Origin of the sequence: Microbacterium sp. NPDC087589 (assembly GCF_044743635.1) — a bacterium.
In the GTDB taxonomy this organism is placed as follows: domain Bacteria; phylum Actinomycetota; class Actinomycetes; order Actinomycetales; family Microbacteriaceae; genus Microbacterium.
On the sequence record NZ_JBIUWV010000003.1, the window covers coordinates 406,449 to 427,188 of the forward strand.

At 69.3% G+C, this 20,740-nt stretch carries 17 protein-coding genes and 1 pseudogene; 9 read left to right on the forward strand and 9 right to left on the reverse strand.

The features are described from left to right. Positions 1-4: 4 nt before the first annotated feature. From paaZ to ACIOU8_RS10100, 4 genes are read right to left on the reverse strand one after another with little or no spacing between them, the layout of a single operon-like run. Positions 5-2,086 (reverse strand): phenylacetic acid degradation bifunctional protein PaaZ, encoded by a 2,082-nt coding sequence (gene paaZ / locus ACIOU8_RS10085; protein WP_400788733.1) that lies wholly within the window; start codon positions 2,084-2,086, stop codon positions 5-7. Beyond that, the gene (locus tag ACIOU8_RS10090; protein ID WP_400788736.1) at positions 2,083-2,991 is read right to left on the reverse strand and encodes a 3-hydroxyacyl-CoA dehydrogenase family protein; all 909 of its coding nucleotides are present in this window, start codon (positions 2,989-2,991) and stop codon (positions 2,083-2,085) included. The genes paaZ and ACIOU8_RS10090 overlap by 4 nt, the downstream gene beginning before the upstream one ends. Continuing rightward, positions 2,988-3,719, reverse strand: coding sequence for an enoyl-CoA hydratase/isomerase family protein (locus ACIOU8_RS10095; RefSeq protein WP_400788739.1), 732 nt, complete (start codon positions 3,717-3,719; stop codon positions 2,988-2,990). Before ACIOU8_RS10095 ends, ACIOU8_RS10090 begins: the two co-directional genes overlap by 4 nt. Beyond that, a complete protein-coding gene (locus tag ACIOU8_RS10100; protein WP_400788742.1) occupies positions 3,716-4,903 on the reverse strand; it encodes a thiolase family protein in 1,188 nt (395 codons plus the stop codon). The genes ACIOU8_RS10095 and ACIOU8_RS10100 overlap by 4 nt, the downstream gene beginning before the upstream one ends. Before the next feature lie 111 nt (positions 4,904-5,014). On the opposite strand from ACIOU8_RS10100, the gene ACIOU8_RS10105 reads away from it, so the two are divergent. Beyond that, positions 5,015-5,626 (forward strand): TetR/AcrR family transcriptional regulator, encoded by a 612-nt coding sequence (locus ACIOU8_RS10105; protein ID WP_400788745.1) that lies wholly within the window; start codon positions 5,015-5,017, stop codon positions 5,624-5,626. 4 nt (positions 5,627-5,630) lie between these two features. Here ACIOU8_RS10105 and ACIOU8_RS10110 read toward each other — a convergent pair whose 3' ends face one another. Continuing rightward, positions 5,631-6,398, reverse strand: a complete 768-nt coding sequence (locus ACIOU8_RS10110; RefSeq protein WP_400788747.1) for an IclR family transcriptional regulator — start codon at positions 6,396-6,398, stop codon at positions 5,631-5,633. Between the two features lie 160 nt (positions 6,399-6,558). On the opposite strand from ACIOU8_RS10110, the gene dhaK reads away from it, so the two are divergent. The 5 genes and pseudogenes from dhaK to ACIOU8_RS10135 all read left to right on the forward strand — a co-directional run bounded on the left by dhaK (position 6,559) and on the right by ACIOU8_RS10135 (position 11,981). Beyond that, on the forward strand, positions 6,559-7,551 hold the full coding sequence (gene dhaK / locus ACIOU8_RS10115; RefSeq protein ID WP_400788749.1) for a dihydroxyacetone kinase subunit DhaK: 993 nt from the start codon (positions 6,559-6,561) through the stop codon (positions 7,549-7,551). Beyond that, entirely contained in the window at positions 7,551-8,192 is a 642-nt protein-coding gene (dhaL, locus tag ACIOU8_RS10120) for a dihydroxyacetone kinase subunit DhaL (RefSeq protein ID WP_400788751.1), read from the forward strand. Before dhaK ends, dhaL begins: the two co-directional genes overlap by 1 nt. Beyond that, positions 8,192-8,896 (forward strand): annotated as a pseudogene (locus ACIOU8_RS10125) (HPr family phosphocarrier protein); the annotation flags it as partial. The gene dhaL and the pseudogene ACIOU8_RS10125, both read left to right, overlap by 1 nt. Before the next feature lie 114 nt (positions 8,897-9,010). Further along, on the forward strand, positions 9,011-10,666 hold the full coding sequence (gene ptsP, locus ACIOU8_RS10130) for a phosphoenolpyruvate--protein phosphotransferase (protein WP_400788808.1): 1,656 nt from the start codon (positions 9,011-9,013) through the stop codon (positions 10,664-10,666). A 28-nt stretch (positions 10,667-10,694) separates the two neighbouring features. Then, complete coding sequence (locus ACIOU8_RS10135) at positions 10,695-11,981, forward strand: hypothetical protein (RefSeq protein ID WP_400788753.1); 1,287 nt, start codon at positions 10,695-10,697, stop codon at positions 11,979-11,981. Positions 11,982-12,041: 60 nt separating this feature from the next. Here the strand turns inward: ACIOU8_RS10135 and ACIOU8_RS10140 are convergent, their stop codons facing one another. The 4 genes from ACIOU8_RS10140 to pdhA all read right to left on the reverse strand — a co-directional run bounded on the left by ACIOU8_RS10140 (position 12,042) and on the right by pdhA (position 17,011). After that, entirely contained in the window at positions 12,042-13,361 is a 1,320-nt protein-coding gene (locus ACIOU8_RS10140; protein WP_400788754.1) for an MFS transporter, read from the reverse strand. Between the two features lie 154 nt (positions 13,362-13,515). Continuing rightward, positions 13,516-14,889 (reverse strand): dihydrolipoamide acetyltransferase family protein, encoded by a 1,374-nt coding sequence (locus ACIOU8_RS10145; RefSeq protein ID WP_400788756.1) that lies wholly within the window; start codon positions 14,887-14,889, stop codon positions 13,516-13,518. Further along, entirely contained in the window at positions 14,886-15,914 is a 1,029-nt protein-coding gene (locus tag ACIOU8_RS10150; RefSeq protein WP_400788758.1) for an alpha-ketoacid dehydrogenase subunit beta, read from the reverse strand. The genes ACIOU8_RS10145 and ACIOU8_RS10150 overlap by 4 nt, the downstream gene beginning before the upstream one ends. Beyond that, positions 15,911-17,011, reverse strand: a complete 1,101-nt coding sequence (gene pdhA, locus ACIOU8_RS10155) for a pyruvate dehydrogenase (acetyl-transferring) E1 component subunit alpha (protein WP_400788760.1) — start codon at positions 17,009-17,011, stop codon at positions 15,911-15,913. Before pdhA ends, ACIOU8_RS10150 begins: the two co-directional genes overlap by 4 nt. 150 nt (positions 17,012-17,161) lie before the next feature. On the opposite strand from pdhA, the gene ACIOU8_RS10160 reads away from it, so the two are divergent. The 3 genes from ACIOU8_RS10160 (at position 17,162) to ACIOU8_RS10170 (ending at position 20,637) form a co-directional block, all read left to right on the forward strand. After that, entirely contained in the window at positions 17,162-17,599 is a 438-nt protein-coding gene (locus ACIOU8_RS10160; protein WP_400788763.1) for an Lrp/AsnC family transcriptional regulator, read from the forward strand. A gap of 132 nt (positions 17,600-17,731) precedes the next feature. Further along, positions 17,732-19,177 (forward strand): aldehyde dehydrogenase family protein, encoded by a 1,446-nt coding sequence (locus ACIOU8_RS10165; RefSeq protein WP_400788766.1) that lies wholly within the window; start codon positions 17,732-17,734, stop codon positions 19,175-19,177. Continuing rightward, entirely contained in the window at positions 19,174-20,637 is a 1,464-nt protein-coding gene (locus ACIOU8_RS10170) for a GMC family oxidoreductase (protein WP_400788769.1), read from the forward strand. The genes ACIOU8_RS10165 and ACIOU8_RS10170 overlap by 4 nt, the downstream gene beginning before the upstream one ends. The last annotated feature ends 103 nt before the right edge of the window (positions 20,638-20,740 follow it).

Genomic DNA, 20,740 nt, shown 5'->3' on the forward strand with positions numbered 1-20,740 from the left:
GCCCTCATGCGGCCGCGACCTCGGGGCTGGGCTCCTTGCTGACCAGCGTGAGCACGTCATAGGTCGCGACGAGCTCGTCGGCCTGGTTGCGGATCACGGCATCCCAGCGCACCTCGCCGTACTCGTCGGTCTCGCGCGGCGTGATCTGCTTGGCCGTGAGCTCGACACGGATCGTGTCGCCGGGGGAGACGGGGGTGATGAACCGCAGGTTCTCGAGCCCGTAGTTCGCGAGCACCGGGCCGGGCTCCGGGTCGACGAAGAGACCGGCCGCCCACGAGACGAGCAGATAGCCGTGTGCCACTCGTCCGGGGAAGAACGGGTTCGCAGCGGCGGCCGCCTCGTCCATGTGCGCATAGAACGTGTCGCCGGTGAAGTGCGCGAACGTCTCGATGTCGGCGAGTGTCACCTCGCGCGAGGCGGAGACGATCTGGTCGCCGATACGCAGCTCGGCGAGCGACTTGCGGAACGGATGCCGACCATCGGCGTGTGCCGCGGCTCCCGCGTGCCACACTCCGGTCAGCGCGGTGAGCATCTCGGGAGAGCCCTGCACCGCGGTGCGCTGCATATGGTGCAGCACCGCACGGATACCGCCCAGCTCCTCGCCACCGCCCGCGCGTCCAGGGCCGCCGTGCACGAGATTCGGCAGCGGCGAGCCATGGCCTGTCGACGAGCGTGCGTCGTCGCGGTCGAGCAACAGCATCCTGCCGTTGAAGGGCGCGATGCGTGTGGCCAACTCGACCGCCTGTGCCGGGTCATGCGTGGCGATGCTGGTGACGAGCGACCCGCCGCCTCGGGCGACGAGCGCTGCCGCCTCTGCTGTCGTGTCGTAGGTGAGCAGCGACGACACAGGGCCGAACGCCTCGATCGAGTGCGCGGCCTCAGACTGAGAGTCGTCGAAGCGCAGCAGCACAGGTGAGACGAACGCTCCGTCAGGAGAGAGCCCCGCGCTGCCGTCGACGAGCCGCACCTTGGGGGCATCCGTCGTCCCGACGACTATCTGTCCGCCGGCTTCTTGCAGCCTGCCCACCTGGCGCAGCACCTCGTCGCGCTGTGCGGTCGAGGCGAGCGGCCCCATGGTGACACCCTCGGCGCGGGGGTCGCCCAGCACGGTCTTCTCGGCTATGCGCGCCCGCACGGCCGCGATCACGCCATCCGCCGATCCGGTCGGCACGATGGCGCGGCGGATGGCCGTGCACTTCTGCCCTGCCTTGGTGGTCATCTCGGTGACGAGCTGGCGCACATAGGCATCGAACTCGGGTGTGCCCTCGACCGCGTCGGTGCCGAGCACCGAGGCATTGATCGAGTCGGTCTCGGCGGTGAAGCGCACGCCGCCGGTCTGCACGGCGGCGTGGGCCTTGAGGCTCTCGGCGGTCGACGCGCTGCCCGTGAAGCCGACGATGTCGCCGAGCTGCAGGTTCTCGAAGAGATCGGGCACGCTGCCGCTCACCAACTGCAGTGAGCCTTCGGGCAGCAGCCCCGACTCGACGAGGATGCGCACCATCGTTTCGGCCACGTAGCCGGTGGGAGTCGCGGGCTTCACGAGGGTCGGCATGCCGGCGAGGAACGCCGGAGCGAACTTCTCGAGCGATCCCCACACCGGGAAGTTGAACGCGTTGATCTGCACGGCGACGCCGGGCAGCGTCGTGTAGACGTGGCGACCGAGGAACGACCCGTCCTTCGAGAGCGGCTCGACCGGGCCGTCGACGTGCACACGGCTGTTCGGCAGCTCGCGTCGTCCCTTGCCCGAATAGGAGAACAGCACACCGATGCCGCCGTCGATGTCGACCCAGGAGTCGCTCTTCGTGGCACCGGTGCGGGAGGACAGCGCGTAGAGCTCGTCCTTGCGCTCGGTGAGGGCGAGGGCGAACTGCTTGAGCAGCACGGCGCGCTGGTGGAATGTGAGTGCACCGAGGCTCTTCTGGCCCACAGAGCGAGCATGCTCCAGCGCACCGGCGAGATCGAGGCCTTCGGTGGAGACGAGGGTGACCACGTCGCCGCTGGACGCGTCGCGGACCTCCGTGGATCGGGCGGGAGACGAGGGGGTCCACCACTCGCCCTGGACGTAGCTCGGCAGATACTCGGTCATCTCTCCTCGTTCCATGTGTAGAACCCTTCGCCGCTCTTGCGGCCGAGTTTTCCGTCGGCGACCATGCGCCGCAGCAGATCCGGCGGAGCGAATCGCTCTCCCAGTGCGCTCTCCAGCTCCTCGGCGATGCCGAGCCGCACATCGAGCCCGACCACGTCGGTGGTGCGGAGCGGGCCCATCGGATGCCGGTATCCGAGCGTCATCGCGGCGTCGATGTCGGCCGCAGAAGCGACACCCTCCTCGAGCATTCTGATCGCTTCGAGTCCGAGCATCACTCCCAGCCGCGATGAGGCGAATCCGGGGGAGTCGCTGACGACGACAGGCGTCTTGCCGAGGGCGTTCACCCATCCGCTCGCGCTCTCGGCGACTGCCGCGTCGGTTGCCGCACCCCGCACGATCTCGACGAGCGCCGATGCGGGCACGGGGTTGAAGAAGTGAAGACCGAGGAATCGCTCGGGGCGCAGACGGCCCGCCGCCAGGTCGTCGATGGAGATCGACGAGGTGTTGCTCGCCAGAACCGCATGCTCGGGCATCACGGCCTCGGCGCGGGCAAGGGCATCGTCTTTGAGAGCCCGGTCCTCGGGCACCGCCTCGATCACGAGGTCCAGGTCGGCGAAGACTTCTGTCGAGGTCCCTGTCGTGAGGCGACCGGCGATCTCCTCTCCGTCGAGGGAGGAGTCGCGTTCGACGGAGCGGCGGATGCTGTCGCCGATGCGCTCCCGTGCCGCGTCGGCGCTCGCCGCGTCGCGCTCGACGACCGTGACGCGCGAACCTGCGAGCAGGAAGGCGTGAGCGATGCCCGCGCCCATGCGCCCTCCGCCGAGCACGCCGACGGCCGCGGGGGCGTGGTCCGGACGCTTCGTCTCGCTCCGCTCGCTCGACGAACGGGCGTGGGGGTCGCTCATCGGTTCTTCCTCTCGAGGAATGCGGTCATGCGGCGATGCTTCTCGGGCGATTCGAACAGCTCGGCCTGCAGCTCGAGCTCGATCGCCGGATGCTGTGCCCGTGGGGTGCGAAGGGCCCGTTTCGTGTGCTGCGTGGCGAGCGAGTCGTTCGCCACGATCCGGTCGGCTATCGCGTGCGCCGCCGGCAGGAGTTCAGCGGCTGGGTGCACCGACGAGATCAGCCCCCACCGGAGAGCCTCGTCGGCGTCGAGTGCGCGCCCCGTGAGCAGGAGCTCGCTCGCGCGCGCGTCGCCGACGATCTCGGGGAGCCGCCAGGTCGCGCCGGCGGCGGCGATGATGCCGAGCCCGGTCTCGGGGTTTCCGATGCGCAGCGACGGCGTGGCGATGCGGATGTCGGCGGCATAGGCGAGCTCAGCTCCACCGCCGAGCGCGAAGCCGTCGATCGCCGCGATCACCGGCATCGGCAGCTCGTTGATGCGGATGAACGCGGTGGCGTTGATGCCTCGCCGGGCATCGTCCGCCGTGCGGTCGCGCAGCTGGGCGATGTCAGCACCGGCCGCGAAAACGCCGGACGAGCCGGTGAGGATCAACGTGCGCGGCGTCTCTTCGAGCATCGCGCACAGCTCGTGCAACGCGTCGACCATAGCCTGGTCGATCGCGTTGCGCTTCTCGGGTCGGTCGAGGGTCGCGACCACCCGGTCGTCCTGTTCCTCGATGCGCAGGGTCATGCGAGACGCTCCACGATCATCGCGGTTCCCTGACCGACGCCGACGCACATCGTGGCCAGACCGTAGCGTGCGTCCTCACGTTCGAGGCGACCGAGCAGGGTCACGATCAGACGGGACCCGCTCGAACCGAGCGGGTGCCCGAGGGCGATCGCTCCGCCGTCGGCGTTGACGATCGACGGGTCGAGTCCCAGCCGGCGGATGCAGGCGAGGGACTGCGAGGCGAAGGCCTCGTTGAGCTCGACCGCGCCGAGGTCGCCGAGCTGCAGGCCCGCCTTCGCGAGCGCCTTCTGCGTGGCGGGCACGGGGCCGAGGCCCATGATCTCGGGAGCGAGTGCGGCCGTCGCCGACGCGACGATCCGCGCGCGCGGACGCAGGCCGTGCCGCTCGACGGCCTCGGCGCTCGCCACGACGATCGCGGAGGCTCCGTCGTTCAGCGAGCTGGAGTTGCCCGCCGTGACGACCTCGCCGCCGGCGACCACGGCGCGCAGCTTCGCGAGTGCGTCGAGGGTGGTGTCCCGCCGGGGTCCCTCGTCGGTGTCGACGATTCCGCGGCCCGTCTCGACCTCGACGATCTCGTCGGCGAATCGCCCCGCTTCGATCGCCACGACGGCTCGCTGATGGCTGAGAAGTGCGAAGGCGTCGGCATCCGCGCGGCTGATCCCGTCGACGCGGGCGACCTCCTCCGCGGTCTCGGGCATCGAATAGGTCGCTTTGTCGCGTGCGGTCAGGCGCGGGTTCGTGAATCGCCACCCGATCGAGGTGTCGAAAGCCGCGCCGGGCTTCGCCCACGCCCGCTCGGGCTTGGCCTGCACCCAGGGTGCCCGAGTCATGGACTCGACGCCGCCGGCGACGATGAGGTCTGCATCGCCCGCGCGCACAGCATTCGCGGCGAGGGCGATGGCCGACATCCCCGAGGCGCAGAGGCGGTTGACGGTCAGTCCGGGGATCGAATCCGGGAGGCCCGCGAGCAGCACGGCCATGCGCGCCACGTTGCGGTTGTCCTCGCCCGCCTGGTTCGCGGCTCCGAGGATGACCTCGTCGATCGCCTCGGCGGGGATCCTCGATCGGGTGACGGTCTCGCCCACCACGAGGGCTGCAAGATCGTCGGGACGGACGGAGGCGAGCGCGCCTCCGTAGCGGCCGACGGGGGTGCGGACGCCATCGACGAGATAGGCCTCGGACATCGTCATCCTCTCGATCGCCAACGCTGGCGATAATTTCAGACCGATCGGTCAGGAATACGATCTCAGATCGCGGAGCGAATGGCAACTCATCGGGACTGACAGACTTGGGCCATGGTGCAGCTCGGATTCGACGCGCCGGCCCCCAAGCGCGGCCGGCCAGGTTACGACCGCGAGCAGGTGCTCGCTGTCGCCGTCAAGGTGTTCAACGAGCAGGGCTATGACGCGACCAGCGTCGCCGACCTGAGCGCGACGCTGGGGCTCACCAAGTCGGCGCTGTACCACCATTTCGAGTCCAAGTCGGCGATCCTCGAGCTCGCACTGAACGACGCCCTCGACGCCCTCGAGGCCGTCGTGGACGACGCGACCGCGCAGCATCCGCTCGCCTCCGATCGCCTGCGGTCGATCATCCGCGGAGCCGTGCGGGTGCTGACCGAGAAGCTCCCGTCGGTCACGCTGCTGCTGCGCGTGCGCGGCAACGGCGATGTCGAGACCGCTGCGCTCGTGCGTCGGCGCGCGTTCGACCAGCGGGTCACCGCGATCGTCGCCGAGGCTCAGTCCGAGGGGCTGATCCGTGACGATGTCGATGCGGCGGTCGCGACCAGGCTCATCTTCGGCATGATCAACTCGGTCGTCGAGTGGTATCGCCCAGGTGGACCCGTCGACCCCGACGAGCTGGGCGAGGACATCCTGCGAGTGAGCCTGGACGGGCTGCAGTCGCGCTGAGCCGCTAGTCGTCGGCCGGGGCCACCCGGGGTGGCCAGCTGGTCGCTCCGAGTTCGCGCGAGATGTTTCGGGCGGTCTCGCGGAGCGCGTTCAGCACGGCGTCGGAGGCGGGGGCCCGCGAGGTGGGCATCACGACTGCGACGGCGGCGACGATGTCGTTCGACGCGTCGGCGACCGGTGCGGCGACGGACGACTCTCCGAGCACGGCCTCGTCGGTCTCGGACGCGCTGCCGCGTTCGATGATCGCGGGGAACTCGAGCATCAGCCTGGCGATATCGGTGACCGTGTCGCCGGTGAGGCTGTGCAGTGCCCGTTCGAAGACCGTGCGCTGGAAACCCAGATCGTGCGCGAGCAGCACTTTCCCCATCGCCGATGCGTGCGCGGGGATCGCGACGCCGGTCTCGAGCATCTGCTGGCTGTCGTCGGGGCGCAGATCGTGGTGGATCACGAGCACCTCGTGGAAGTGCGGAGCACCGAGCCTCACGGGCAGGTTCGTCCGCCGAGCGAGTTCCTGAGTCCACCGCATCGCGCGCGCCCTGACATCGAGCGTGTCGAGGTACACGTTGCTCAGCTTCAGCAGCGTGGGGCCGAGCATGTAGCGCTGTCCGCCACGCTCTTTCGCGACCAGCCCGTGTTCCCGAAGCGACTTGACGATGCCGTGCACAGTCGACGGCGGAAGGCCCAGCGCGAGAGAGAGATCGGTGATGCCGAGGTGGCGCGCACCCTGCAGCAGCTCGAGCACTTTCGCCGCACGATCGATGGCCTGGATCACGGTGCCACCTTTCCTCCGGTTCGCCGTCGAACCGGACAGTCACGTCGGTCGTCTCAGTAGGCCTTGACAACTCGACTGCGCCCGAGCATATTCGACATTGACGAATAACTTTCCAATATTGCGAAAGATCGCCACCGCAGAGATCAAGGGAGATCGAACGATGAAGAAGCTCATCAACAACCCCGCCGATGTGCTGGTCGAGTCGCTGCGAGGCGTCGCCCTCGCGCATCCCGAGCTGTCGGTCGACCTCGAGACGCACGTGATCACGCGCGCGACGCCGAAGGCGCAGGGCAAGGTCGCCGTCGTCTCCGGTGGCGGGTCAGGACACGAGCCACTGCACGGCGGATATGTGGGGGTGGGCATGCTGGACGCCGCCGTCGCCGGTGAGGTGTTCACCTCACCGACTCCCGATCGCGTGCAGGCGGCGACCAAGGCCGTCGACCGTGGCGCGGGCGTGCTGCACATCGTCAAGAACTACACGGGTGACGTGCTGAATTTCGAGATGGCCGCAGAGCTCGCGTCGATGGAGGGCATCGAGGTCGGCACCGTGATCGTCGATGACGACGTCGCCGTGCAGGATTCTCTCTACACGGCGGGGCGTCGTGGCGTCGGGCTGACCGTGTTGCTCGAGAAGCTCGTCGGAGCGGCGGCCGAAGAGGGGCAGGATCTGGCCGCGGTTGTCGAGCTCGCGAAGCGCATCAACAGTCAGGGTCGCTCGATGGGAATGGCGCTCACGAGCTGCACGGTTCCTGCTGCCGGCAAGCCCACGTTCGATCTGCCCGACGACCAGATGGAGATCGGCATCGGCATCCACGGCGAACCCGGTCGGCACCGCGAACCGCTGGCGCCGGCATCCGAGATCGCCCGTCAGCTCGTGGAGCCGATCCTCGCCGATCTCGATGCGTCAGGACCCGCGATCGTGATGCTCAACGGCATGGGCGGATCGCCGTTGATCGAGCTGTATCTGATGTACGGCGAGGTCGTGTCGCTGCTCGAGAAGGCGGGGGTGCAGGTCGCCCGCAACCTGGTCGGCGACTACATCACGTCACTCGACATGGCCGGATGCTCGCTCACCGTGCTGAAGGCCGACGACGAGCTGCTGCGGCTGTGGGATGCCCCGGTGAACACGCCGGGACTGCGGTGGGGAGCATGATGGCGGCGATCGACACAGCGGCCCTCGCCGAGTGGATCCGGCGGTTCCGTGACGTGATCGCCGAGAAGCGCGACTGGCTGACCGAGCTCGACTCGGCGATCGGCGATGCGGACCACGGCGCGAACATGGCCCGTGGCATGGATGCGGTCGTGGCGAAGCTCGACGGCGGTGTTCCTGAGACGGTCGACGAACTGCTCAAGACGGTCGGCATGACTCTCGTGAGCTCGGTCGGGGGTGCCAGCGGGCCGCTCTACGGAACGCTGTTCCTGAGGATGGGCATGGCGGCCGGGCCTGTGATCGAACTGGACGCCACCGGGCTCGCCGGTGCGCTGCGAGCGGGGCTCGACGGGATCGTCGCTCGGGGCAAGGCCGAAGCCGGCGACAAGACCATGTTCGACGCGATGGCGCCGGCGGTGGACGCGCTCGACGCGGCGATCGCAGGCGGGGCGGATCTCGCCGCGGCGATGATGACCGCGGCGGCAGCTGCGGCGGCGGGACGTGACGCCACGGAGCCCCTCGTGGCACGCAAGGGACGCGCGAGCTACCTCGGTGAGCGCAGTGCCGGACACATCGATCCCGGCGCGGCATCGACGACGCTGCTGTTCGAGGCGCTTGCTCAGGCCACCGCGGAATCGTCCTGATGATCGGCATCGTCGCCGTCTCCCACAGCGCTCGACTCGGGGAGGCGGCCCTCGAGCTCGCCCTGCAGATGGTGCGAGGTGGGGGAGTGCGGGTCCTGGTCGCGGCGGGTGCGGGCACGGATGCCGACGGCACTGCCGTCCTGGGAACGGATGCGGTGGCCGTCGCGACGGCCATCGATGACCTGTCGGCCGACTGCGCTGGCGTGCTGGTGCTGATGGACCTCGGATCGGCGGTGCTGAGCGCTGAGCTCGCCCTCGAACTGCGGACGAGTGACGTCCCCGTCCGTCTCACGCCCGCACCCTTCGTGGAAGGGCTGCTCGCGGCGGTCGTGTCTGCGGCGGCCGGCGGATCGCTCGAGGTCGTTGCTGAGGAGGCCTTCGCCGCGCTGGGCGCGAAGACCGGCCAGCTCGGCGAGCCGGACGAACCCGTCGCCGCTCCGACACTCGCACCGTCGCTCGCAGCGAGCGACACGGTGACGCGCGTGGTCACCGTGCGCAACCCGCTCGGCATCCATGCTCGCCCGGCCGCACTGATCGCCGAGGCCTCTGCGGGGACGGATGTGCGACTCATGCGACTGCCGGACGGCCCCGAGGCCGCGGCCGCCAGCCTGTCACGACTGCTGATGCTCGGGGCCACGCAGGGTGACGAGGTGCAGCTCTCCGCGACAGGGGCGGATGCCGAGGTCGCCCTCGATCGGCTGGCCGCGCTGTTCGACGAGGGGTTCGGCGAAGGGTTCGGCGAAGGAACCGACGCCGCCTCGCCTGTGAGAGAGGCCACGCACACGCGATCGACGGATTCGCCGACGACGACAGCGCCCGTGGAGTCCGGAACGGTGCTGAGCGGGCGAGGAGTGAGCGCAGGGCGGGTCGCGGCGCAGGCCGTGCTGCTGGCTGCGCCGCTCGACGAGCCCGACCCCCGCACCACGCTCGACGTCGGTGACCGTGAGGGCGAGGTGTCGGCGATCGAGTGGGCGGCCGTGGCGGTGGCCGATCAGCTGCGCCGCCGCACGTCGAACGCCACCGGAGAGGCGCGAGCGATCCTCGATGCCTCGCGTCTGCTCGCCTCAGACCCCGAACTCGTCGCCGATGCGACGGCGCTCGTTCGGTCGAAGGGACGCACCGCCGCGCGCGCCGTGTGGGAGGCGGCTGTCGCGCACGAGAAGGGGCTCCGAGCTCTGGGCGGTCGGATGGCCGAGCGCGCCGCCGACATCCGCGACGTCAGAGACCGGATCATCGCCGAGATCCTCGACGTCGAGATGCCGGGTGTTCCGGAACGGGACGAGCCTTTCGTGCTCGTGGCCACCGACCTCGCACCCGCCGACACCGCCGCGCTGGACGGCGGCAATTGCGTCGCGCTCGTGACAGAACAGGGTGGGCCCACGTCGCACACCGCGATCATCGCCCGCTCGCTCGGCATCCCCGCGGTGGTCGGGGTGGCCGGGGCGACGGGGATCGCATCCGGTGCCGGCGTACTGGTCGACGGAGACCGGGGCACTGTCGAGATCGACCCGAGCAGCTCCCGGATCGCCGAGGCGAAGGCCGCGTCGATCGTCGTGCCTTTCGACGGAGAGGGTGCGCTCGCCGATGGGCGCCGGGTCGCACTGCTCGCCAACGTCGGCGGCGCGGCCGAAGCGGTGACCGCCGCCGCGTCGAAGGCCGAGGGAGTGGGTCTCTTCCGCACCGAGTTCTGCTTCCTCGACCGCATCGATGCGCCGTCTGTCGACGAGCAGGTCGAGGCGTACAGAGGCGTCCTCGCGGCGTTCCCGAAGCGGAGGGTCGTGGTGCGCACGCTCGATGCGGGCAGCGACAAGCCGCTGCCGTTCGCCAACGCCGACACGGAGGAGAACCCTGCCCTCGGGGTGCGCGGGGTTCGGATCGCACGGCGGTCGCCCGGGCTGCTCGACGATCAGCTGCGGGCGCTCGCGCTCGCGGCGGCGGCTGAGTCGGCGCTCGTCGAGGTGATGGCTCCCATGGTGGCCACGGTCGAGGAGGCGCGAGACTTCGCAGACCGCGCGCGGTCGGCCGGACTCGAGAAGGTGGGGGTGATGGTCGAGACGCCCTCTGCCGCACTCCTCGCCTCCGAGATGCTCGAGGTCGTCGACTTCGTCAGCATCGGGACCAACGATCTCGCCCAGTACACGCTCGCGGCGGACCGCCTGCTGGGGGAGCTGGGCGACCTGAACGATCCGTGGCAGCCGGCCGTTCTGCGATTGATCGGCCAGGCGGGTGCAGCCGGACGCCGGTGGAACCTGCCGGTCGGCGTATGCGGAGAGGCCGGGGCCGATCCGACTCTCGCTGCAGTGCTGGTGGGCCTCGGGGTCACTTCCCTGTCGATGACGCCCCGCGCGCTGGGCCGCGTCGCGGCGGCGCTGGCCGAGGTCACGGGCGAGCAGTGCGATGCCGCCGCGGAGGCGGTGCTGAGAGCCGCGACGGCAGCCGATGCCCGCGCCGCCGCGTCTGCCGCGATCGGCTGAGAATGTAGGTTGAAGTTGGAGGGTTGACATGCACTTCACCACGGATCGAGCGCGCGTGATGCTCGGAGCGATCGGCATCGGAGCTCTGGTCGCTCTGGCCGCCTGCGCCCCGACCCCTCAGACATCGTCCTCGCCGACGCCCTCGCCATCGCAGACCACTCCGGCTCCTGAGCCCTACGCCGGGCCCATCGTGTTCGTCGGCGACGAGCTCGCCGCGTTCGCGCTCACCGACGCGGAGATCATGGGGATCGTGCCCGAAGCCGCCGAGGTCGGGGACTCATCACCGGTGCTCGAGCAGATCTCTGACGGCGGTGGGGATCCCGCGGATCCCTCCATCTGCGAGGCTCTCTACGCGGAGCAGTCGCTCGGCGCGGTCGGCGCGAGAACGATCGAGTGGAAGGTGCCGGCGGATCCCCGCTACGGCTTCGGGCGGCTCCACGTGCTGCAGTTGGCCGACGAAGCGCAGACGCAGGCGCGGATGGACCAGCTCCTGCAGGCGGCGCAGGAGTGCGCTGCGTTCACCAAGGGAGGGCCCGTCACCTTCGACGCCGTCATTCCCGAACCGTCCGGCGATGTCCGAGCCTTTGCGGGAACCCTCGTCGATCCCGGCCTCGACTGGCAGACGTTCAGCGCGTTCGCCGCCACGGGCAACGTGATCGTGCAGCTCTGGCAGCCCTTCACGGGTGATCGCACCTTCGATGCCGAGGCCGCCGCGTTGCTGCTGCAGACCCGCGCCGAGGAGGCGCGGGCGGGACTGATCGAGGAGCTCACTGAGAATCCACCGGTCGCCGAGACCGACCCGTCCGGCGACCCCGGCACTGTGTGGAGCGACTGGCAGATCGGTGTGGGCGGGGTCGGTCCGCTGCGCCTCGGCGACTCGGTCGACTCCGCGCTCGCCGCAGCCGGAGAGGACGCGCAGGTCGTAGACCCTGAGTACGACGGCGGGCCGTGGAGGGTCGTCGCGCCCGGGGACGCCGGGTCGATCCTGGTGCAGCCCGTCGACGCCGGCGATGCCGTGCGGTCGATCACCGTCGGGAACGAGCGCAGTCTCGACGAGGCGTTCGATGACGGAGCCGCGCTGCCGCATCGGGGCGACATCCGCCTCGGCGCTCCCGTGGCCGATGCGATGGCCGCGTACCCCGGGGGCACAGTGGTCGACGTCACGTCGTCGGGCGACGACTACTACGCCGTCACGACGCGCGACGGTCAGGTCTTCCGTTTCCAGGCCGACCGCGACGTCGTCGAGGAGGGCTCGACGATCGTCGGCATCACTGTCGAGGACGCCACGGCTCGCAAGGACCTCGTCTTCGGGTGACCGACAGCGGGCCGGTCGGGTGACCGACCGGCCCGCTGCGTGCCTGCGTGAGTGTGTCGGTCACGCCCGCAGATCGACGCCCTTCGTCTCCTTCACCATCGACACTGCGATGAGGGAGATCACGGCCGCGACGGCGATGTAGACGCCGATCGTCCAGGCCGCCTGGAACTGGTTCATCAGCGTCTCGGCGATCATCGGCGCGAAGGCCCCGCCGAGGATGGCGCCTATTGCATACCCGATCGAGACGCCCGAGTACCGAACGTTGGCGGGGAACATCTCAGCGTAGAGAGCGGCCTGCGGACCGTATGAGAGCCCGAGTGCGAATGTCATCACGAACAGCGCCACGAAGTACCAGAGGATGTTCGCCGTGTCGATCAGGAACCACATCGGCACTGCCCAGAGCGCGAGCGCGGTGTACCCGATCTGGAAGGTGCGGACCCGCCCGAGCCGATCGGACAGGTGGCCGCCCCAGAGCGTGAAGATGAGCCACCCGAAGGACGCGAGCGTCGTCGCCAGCAGCACGGGAGGACGCTCCATGCCGAGGGCGGTGACGGCATAGGTGGCGAAGAAGGCGATGAGCAGGTAGCCGGCGGCGTTGTTTCCGATGAAGATGAGCGCGGTGAGCACGACCTGCTTGGTGTTCTTGCGGAACAGACGACCCAGCGGCGCCGAGGCCTCCTGACGGCGACGGCGGAGATCTTCGAAGATGGGGCTCTCGTCGACCGCGCGCCTGATCACGTAGCCGACGGCGATCAGCACGATCGACAGCAGGAACGGGATGCGCCATCCCCAGGCGAGGAAGGCCTCGGGCGACATCGAGCTCGTCAGCACCCAGAGCGTGGCCGTCGCGAGGATCATGCCGATCGGGACGCCGATCTGCGGGAACGCTCCGAAGAGGCCTCGCCGCTTCGTCGGGGCGTGCTCGACGGCCATCAGCGCCGCGCCGCCCCATTCGCCGCCTGCGGAGAATCCCTGCAGGATGCGGAGCACGATGAGCAGGATCGGAGCGGCGACACCGATCGCTGCGTACGTCGGGAGCACGCCGATCAGCGACGTGGAGAGGCCCATCATGACGAGCGTGAAGACCAGCATCTTCTTGCGGCCCAGCTTGTCGCCCAGGTGTCCGGCGATGATCGCCCCGAGCGGGCGGAAGAGGAAGGAGATTCCGATCGTGGCGAAGGACAGGATCTGCGCGAACCCGGGGTTCTCCTCGGCGATCGGGGCCAGGAAGAGCGGGGCGAGGACGAGACCGGCGGCCTGCGCGTAGATGAAGAAGTCGTACCACTCGATCGAGGTGCCGACGAGGGTGCCGGCGAGGACCCGGCGTTCCTCGTGGGCCATTCTCGTTCTCGGGCTGCGGGCGGAGACTGTTGACGTCATGCGAACTCCATTGTTCTGCGGTGGGGGAAGAGCGACGCCGCGTCGCCCGGGGCACTTACCGAATGATCGGTCAGTAATTGTCGAGAGTAGCGCACGCTGACACTGGGTCCAAGCGCTGCGTCGATAAAGCGGCGAAGACCGAGGTGAGTGGCCCTCACACTCTCCCGAACGCACGCAGCGGATGCTCGATGAGCTCCGTCACACGGCGCAGGAAACTGGCGGCGTACCCGCCGTCGCAGACGCGGTGATCGAAGACGAGTGACAGCTGTGCGATGCGGCGTGGCACGATCTGACCGTCGACGACCCAGGGGCGCTCGATGATGCGACCGATCCCGAGGATCGCGACGTCGGGGTGGTTGATGATCGCGGCCGAGCCGTCGACGCCGAGCCCGCCGTAGTTGTTCAGGGTGAACGTCGATCCGCGCAGGCGCTCCGGTGCCATGGACCCGGCGCGCGCCTCGGTCGTCAGCTCACGCAGCGCCGCGTCGAGCTGTTCGACCGTGAGGTCGTGTGCCCGCGGGATGACGGGGACCATGAGTCCGCGGTCGGTGTCGGCGGCGACGCCGAGATTGACTCCGTCGAACGTGATGAGCTCCGATGAGTCTTCGCTCAGTCGCGAGGCGAGCACGGGGTGATCCGCGAGAGCGAGCAGCACGAAGCGCGCGATCAGCGCGGTGATGGAGGGAGCCTTGCCTCCCTCGGGCGTCATGCCGGCGCGCAGCGCCCACAGCTCGGTCGCATCGACATCGACCCACACGGTCGCCTCGGGGATCTCGGAGCGACTGCGGCTGAGCTTCGCGCCCACGGCTCGGCGCAGAGCCGACAGGCGCTCGCGGGAGACCACGGGGAGGCCGTCGAGGTCCTGCTCGCTCGTGCTGCGATGCTGCGCCGCTGCACCGTCGACCGCGTCGTCGACGGCCGCGGCGAGGACGTCCGCGCGGGTGATCGAGCCGTCATGCCCGGTCGGGGTGATGTCGTGCACGTCGAGCCCCAGATCTCGCGCCAGTCTGCGGACGAGAGGCGAGCGCACCGCGACCGGGCGGCGCGGTGCGGCGCCCGCAGGAGAGGACTGCGCCGAGCCTCCGGCTGTCGGCTCGGGCGGTGTCGACGACGTCGTCGTCGCCCTCGGACGGCGGCGGGCTGTCGTCGCTCTCTCGGAGGTGCCGTAGCCGATCAGGACGTTTCCCGACCCCGCTCGCTCCTCTTCTCGGTAGGCCTCGTGCTCTGCGGCATCCGGAGTCTCGGGCGCGTCGGTTCCGTTCGCGCTCGCTGACTGCGCCGCATCGGCGACCTCGAGCACCGGGGCGCCGACGTCGATCGTCGCGCCGGGCTCTCCGTGCAGCGCCGTCACGACGCCCGCGAACGGCGAGGGCAGCTCGACGATGCTCTTGGCCGTCTCGACCTCGGCGATCGCCTGATCGATGACGATGGTGTCGCCCACGGAGACGAGCCACTGCACGAGCCCTGCTTCGGTCAGTCCCTCGCCGAGATCGGGAAGACGGAACACGCGGCCGGTCAGGGCGGTCATGACTCGTCCTCCCAGTGCAGCGAGTCGATCGCGTCGAGGACGCGGTCGACATCGGGCAGATACCAGTGCTCGAGCTTGGGAGGCGCATACGGGGTGTCGAATCCGGTGACCCGGCGCACGGGCGCCTCCAGGTACTCGAAACAGCGCTCGAAGACCCGCGCCTGGATCTCGGATGCCACGCTGGCGAATCCAGGGGCTTCGGCGATCACGACCGCCCGACCCGTCGAACGCACGGCGGCGGTCACCGCCTCGTCATCGAACGGAGACAGCGAACGGATGTCGATGACCTGCACACTGCGCCCCTCCGATGCCGCGACCTCAGCCGTCTCGAGGGCGAGCGGCACCGAGGCGCCGTAGGCGATCAGGGTGACGTCAGTGCCCTCTCTCGCGACCCGGGCGGTGCCGATCTCGGTGATCACCGAGGTGTCGACCTCGCCCTTCGTCCAGTACAGCTTCTTCGGTTCGAGGAAGATCACCGGGTCGGGCGAGGCGATCGCCGCGCGCAGCATCGAGTACGCGTCCTGCGGCGTCGACGGACTCACGACCGTGAGACCGGGGGTGTGGGCGTAGTACGCCTCAGACGAGTCGCAGTGGTGTTCGACCCCGCCGATTCCTCCGCCGAACGGGATGCGGATCACGAGCGGCATCCGCACCCCGCCGCGCGTGCGGTTGCCGAGTTTCGCGACGTGGCTGACGATCTGCTCGAACGCCGGGAGGGCGAAGGCATCGAACTGCAGCTCGACGACGGGCCTCATGCCGTTCATCGCCATGCCGACGGCCGTGCCGACGATGCCGGACTCGGCGAGCGGGGTGTCGAAGCAGCGATCCTCGCCGAACCGCGCAGTGAGGCCGTCGGTGATACGGAACACTCCGCCGAGCGCGCCGACGTCTTCGCCGAACACCACGACCTCCGGGTCATGCTCGATGGCATCAGCGAGGGCGAGATTCAGAGCGGCGGCCATGCTCATGGTCGACACGGTCGTCGTGTGCGCGTCGACGCGGACGTCGTCGTGGGCGATGGTCATCGTGCACCTCCGGCTGGTTCGTGCGCGAGCTCGATCTCGCCGCTCAGCATCCGCCACTGCTCTTCGCGCTGCGGCGAGCGGGACTCGGTGACGAATCGGAAGAGATCCTCGGGGTCGATGTCGGCATCCGTGTTGAGGGCCTCGCGCATCGCAGACGCCGTCTGCTCAGCCCCTCCGGCGAACTCGGCCTCGAGCTCTTCCGTGAGCGCGCCCGTGCTCGTGAGATGGGCGCGCAGGCGCGCGAGTGGATCGCGCGCGACCCACGCCTGCACCTCGGCCCGCTCGCGATAGCGGGTGTCGTCGTCGGCGTTCGTGTGCGCCTGCATCCGGTAGGTGTGCGCCTCGACGAGCGTCGGTCCGCCGCCTGCTCGCGCCCGATCGACCGCTTCGCCGAGCACCGCCAGCACCGCGGCGACGTCGTTGCCGTCGACACGCTGCCCCGGCATCCCGTATCCGATCGCCTTGTGGGCCAGGGAGGGCGCCGCGGTCTGACGACTGAGCGGCACTGAGATCGCGAACTCGTTGTTCTGCACGAAGAAGACGACGGGCACGTGGAAGACGGCGGCGAAGTTCATGGCCTCGTGGAAGTCGCCCTCGCTGGTCGCGCCGTCTCCGCACAGGGCCACGACCACGGTGCGCTCGCCGCGCCTCTTCGCGGCATACGCGAAGCCGACCGCGTGAAGCAGCTGCGTGGCGAGGGGAGTGGCCTGAGGAGCGACGTGGTGCGCTCGTACGTTGTAGCCCGAGTGCCAGTCGCCCTTGAGCAGCACCATCGCCTCGGCCGGCGCGACGCCCCGTGCGATGACCGCGACGGAGTCGCGGTATGTCGGGAAGAGCCAGTCGTCATCGGCGAGAGCGAGTGCGGCGCCGATCTGGCAGGCCTCCTGGCCGTGCGACGACGGGTAGACCGCGAGGCGGCCCTGCCGGACAAGGGCGCTGGCCTGATCGTTGATGCGGCGCCCCTCGACGAGACCGCGATAGGCGGCGAGCAGGCCATCGGAGTCCGGCAGCGCATAGCGCTCGTCGTCGACGACTGCGCCGTCGGGGCCGATGAGCTGGACCGCCGCGTCGCGCGGGAGCAGATCTGCGTGTTCCATCCGTTCGCCCTCCTTGCCGAACCTGATGGAGACAGCATGCGCCGCCGCGGGCAGTCGTCCAAGAACAATCGGCACATCGTGGACGATTGCTCTGCGGTTGGCATCCAGCGCAGCAAAATGTCAGAATTCAGGCACGGACGAAGGGGTTCCATGATCACGCTCGACGAGACCGACCACGCGATCCTCGCGGAGCTCAGGCGCGACGCCAGAGCCTCGATGACCGCCATCGCGGACGCGGTGCACATCTCGAGGGCGGGGGCGCATGCGCGCATCAGGCGCCTGACGGATTCGGGCATCATCACCGGATACACCGTGCGCACCGACCCCGTGCTGCTCGGTCATCATGCGAGCGCCTACGTCACCCTCGCGATCGAGCAGGCGACGTGGCAGGAGGTCAGCGCACGGCTGCGTGCCATCCCCGAGATCGAGCACATGGCACTCGTCGGCGGCGACTTCGACGTCATCCTGCTCGTCCGAGCGAGCGACGCGCGCGACCTCCGTCGCATCGTACTGGAAGACATCCAGGCGATCCCCTCGATCCGCTCGACGCGCACGACCCTCATCTTCGAGGACTTCGCCCTGATCTGAGCGGATGCGGGGTCATCCCTTCGCACTCGGACATCTGCGGCGCACTCCTCGACAAGTGGGCCGTGCCACGGCGTTCGACAATGAGACGACCGCCAGTTCCTTGGCACGCGTCCCGCTCGAAGGAGAGTCCCGATGTCCGAATCCGCCGCATCCGCAGCCACCGTGCTGCTCGACCGCATCCAGGCACCGGAGGGCGCTGGAAGAGACATCCCGGATGCCGCCACGCGCGACGTGATCGGTCGTGCGCCCGAACATTCGGTCGCCGACCTCGACGATGCGATCGTGCGGGCGCGCGCGGCCCAGCCCTGCTGGGAGTCTCTCGGGCACGCGAAGCGCAGCGAGCTGCTGATCGCAGCCGCTGACGCGATCGACGCGAATGCGGAGGCGCTCGCGCACCTTCTCTCGCGCGAACAGGGCAAGCCGCTCAACGGCCCGAATGCGCGCTTCGAACTGGGGGCGTGCTCGGCGTGGCTGCGCACCAACGCGGCGATCCCGATCGAGTCGCAGGTGCTGGTCGACGACGAGACCCTGCATGCCGAGCTCATCTACAAGGCGGCCGGGGTCGTGGGTGCGATCGGTCCGTGGAACTGGCCGCTCATGATCACCATCTGGCAGATCGGTCCGTCGCTGAGGATGGGGAACACCGTCGTCGCGAAGCCCAGCGAATACACGCCCCTGAGCGTGCTCGCCATGCTGGCCGTGATGAACGACGTGCTGCCGGCCGCCGTGCTGATCGGCGTCTCGGGCGACCGCGAGGTCGGCGCGCGCCTCGCTTCGCACCCCGACATCGACAAGATCATGTTCACCGGATCGACAGCCACCGGGCGCCGCATCATCGAGAGCTCGGCCGGCAACCTCGCCCGCCTCACCCTCGAACTGGGCGGCAATGATGCGGGCATCGTGCTGCCGGGCACCGAGGTCTCGGCGATCGCGCAGGACCTCTTCTGGGGCGCGTTCATCAACACCGGTCAGACGTGCGCCGCCATGAAGCGCCTCTACGTGCACGACTCCGTCTACGACGAGGTCGTCGACGCGCTCGCCGAGATCGCGGCCTCCGTGCCGATGGGCAACGGACTCGATGAAGACAACGTGCTCGGCCCGCTGCAGAATCGTGCCCAGTTCGACATCGTGTCGCGGCTGGTCGAGGACGCGAAGAGTCGCGGCGCCCGTGTCGTCACCGGCGGCGAGGCGGCGTCCGAACTCGGCGAGCTGTTCTATCGGCCCACGATCGTCGCCGACATCGACAACGACGCGGCGCTCGTGCAGGAGGAGCAGTTCGGTCCTGCGCTTCCTGTGATCAGGTACAGCGACGTCGACGAGGCGTTCGCCCTCGCCAACTCGGTCGACGTCGGTCTCGGTGCATCGGTCTGGTCGAGCGACCCCGACGCCGCCCGCGAGGCGGCGACGCGCATGGAATCGGGCACGGTGTGGATCAACTCACACGGCGGGCTGCATCCGATGGTGCCGTTCGGTGGCGTGAAGAGCTCGGGCTACGGCCTGGAATTCGGAGTCGAGGGGCTCAAGTCCGTCGCCGTGACCCAGGTCGTGTCGGGCCCAGGACGGAAGGGTCAGGCGTGAAGACCGCGATCGTCGTCGGCGCCGGGACCTCGGGGGCGATCGTCGCCCGACGGCTGGTCGATGCGGGCATCGAGGTCACGCTCGTCGAGGCCGGGGGATACGACTCGAACCCCGCGATCCACGATCCGTCGCGGGCGGGGGAGCTGTGGCACTCCGCCGACGACTGGGACTTCTTCACCGTGCCGCAGGAGCACGCCGGCGGTCGCCGACTGCATCTTCCGCGGGGCAAGGTCACCGGGGGGTCGCACGCCCTCAACGCGATGATCTGGGTGCGCGGCGCGGCCTCCGACTACGACGCATGGGAGCGGGCGGGCGCGACGGGGTGGGGGTGGAGCACCGTCGAACCCGTCTTCGCCGCGCTCGAGCACGAGGTGCTGCCCGTCACCGATGACTACGAGCTCTCGCCCATTCAGGCGTCGATCATCGACGCGGCGGTCGAGGAGGGGCTGCCCCGCAATCCGAACTACAACGGGGGCACTCTCGACGGTGTCTCGCAGCAGCAGGTGACCATCCGGGACGGACGCCGGGTGAACACGTGGATGGCCTATGCGCAGCCGGTCGCCGACAGGCTCACGGTCCTGACCGGACGCGAGGTGCACTCCGTGATCGTCGAGGAAGGTCGCGCCATAGGTGTCCGGCTCGGATCGGGCGCCGACTCCGAGGACGTCTTCGCCGACGAGGTCGTGCTCTCGGCCGGTGCGATCGGATCGCCCGTGATCCTGCTGCGCTCCGGCATCGGCCCCGCCGACGAGCTGACAGCCCTCGGCATCCCGGTCGTGGTCGATGCGCCCGGTGTGGGCAAGAACCTCCACGACCACCTGCTCTCGCCCGTCATCTTCACGACGGAGCGGCCGGTGGGTCCGCCGCAGCCCGGCGTCTCTGTCACGCAGTCGCACCTGTTCTGGCGCAGTAGCGACGATCTGGCCGAGCCCGACACGCAGCCGATCCACTTCTCGGTGCCGATGTGGGGTGAGCTCGAACCTCGCGGAGACGACGGATTCACGCTCATGGCGGGCCTCGTGACGCCATACAGCCGGGGCACGCTCAGCCTGTCGGGTCCCGATCTCGACGACCCGCCGCTGATCGACCTCGGTGCACTCGCGGACGACAGGGATGTCGCGTCGCTCGCGGCATCCGTGCGTCAGTGCCGTCGGATCGGTGGGCAGCCGGCGCTCGCCGACGAGTGGGGAGCGACCGAGGTGTATCCAGGACCAGATGTGCCGGACGACGGGATCGAGGACTGGGTGCGCCGCACGGCCATCACCTACCACCACCAGGTGGGCACCTGCCGGATGGGATCGGATGCCGACGCGGTCGTCGACCCGCTGCTGCGCGTCCGCGGCCTCGAGGGGCTGAGCGTGATCGATGCATCGGTGATCCCGACCGTTCCGACGGGCAACACCAACGCGCCCGCGGCGATGATCGGCGAGCTGGGGGCCAGGTTCCTGCTCGGACGCTGACGGCTGTGCACGCTCGAAGCCCCCTCCTGCGAGTTCGGGAGGGGGCTTCGGCATCTCGTCTCGCGTGCGGGGTCAAAACCGCATCTCATCTCGCATGCGGGGT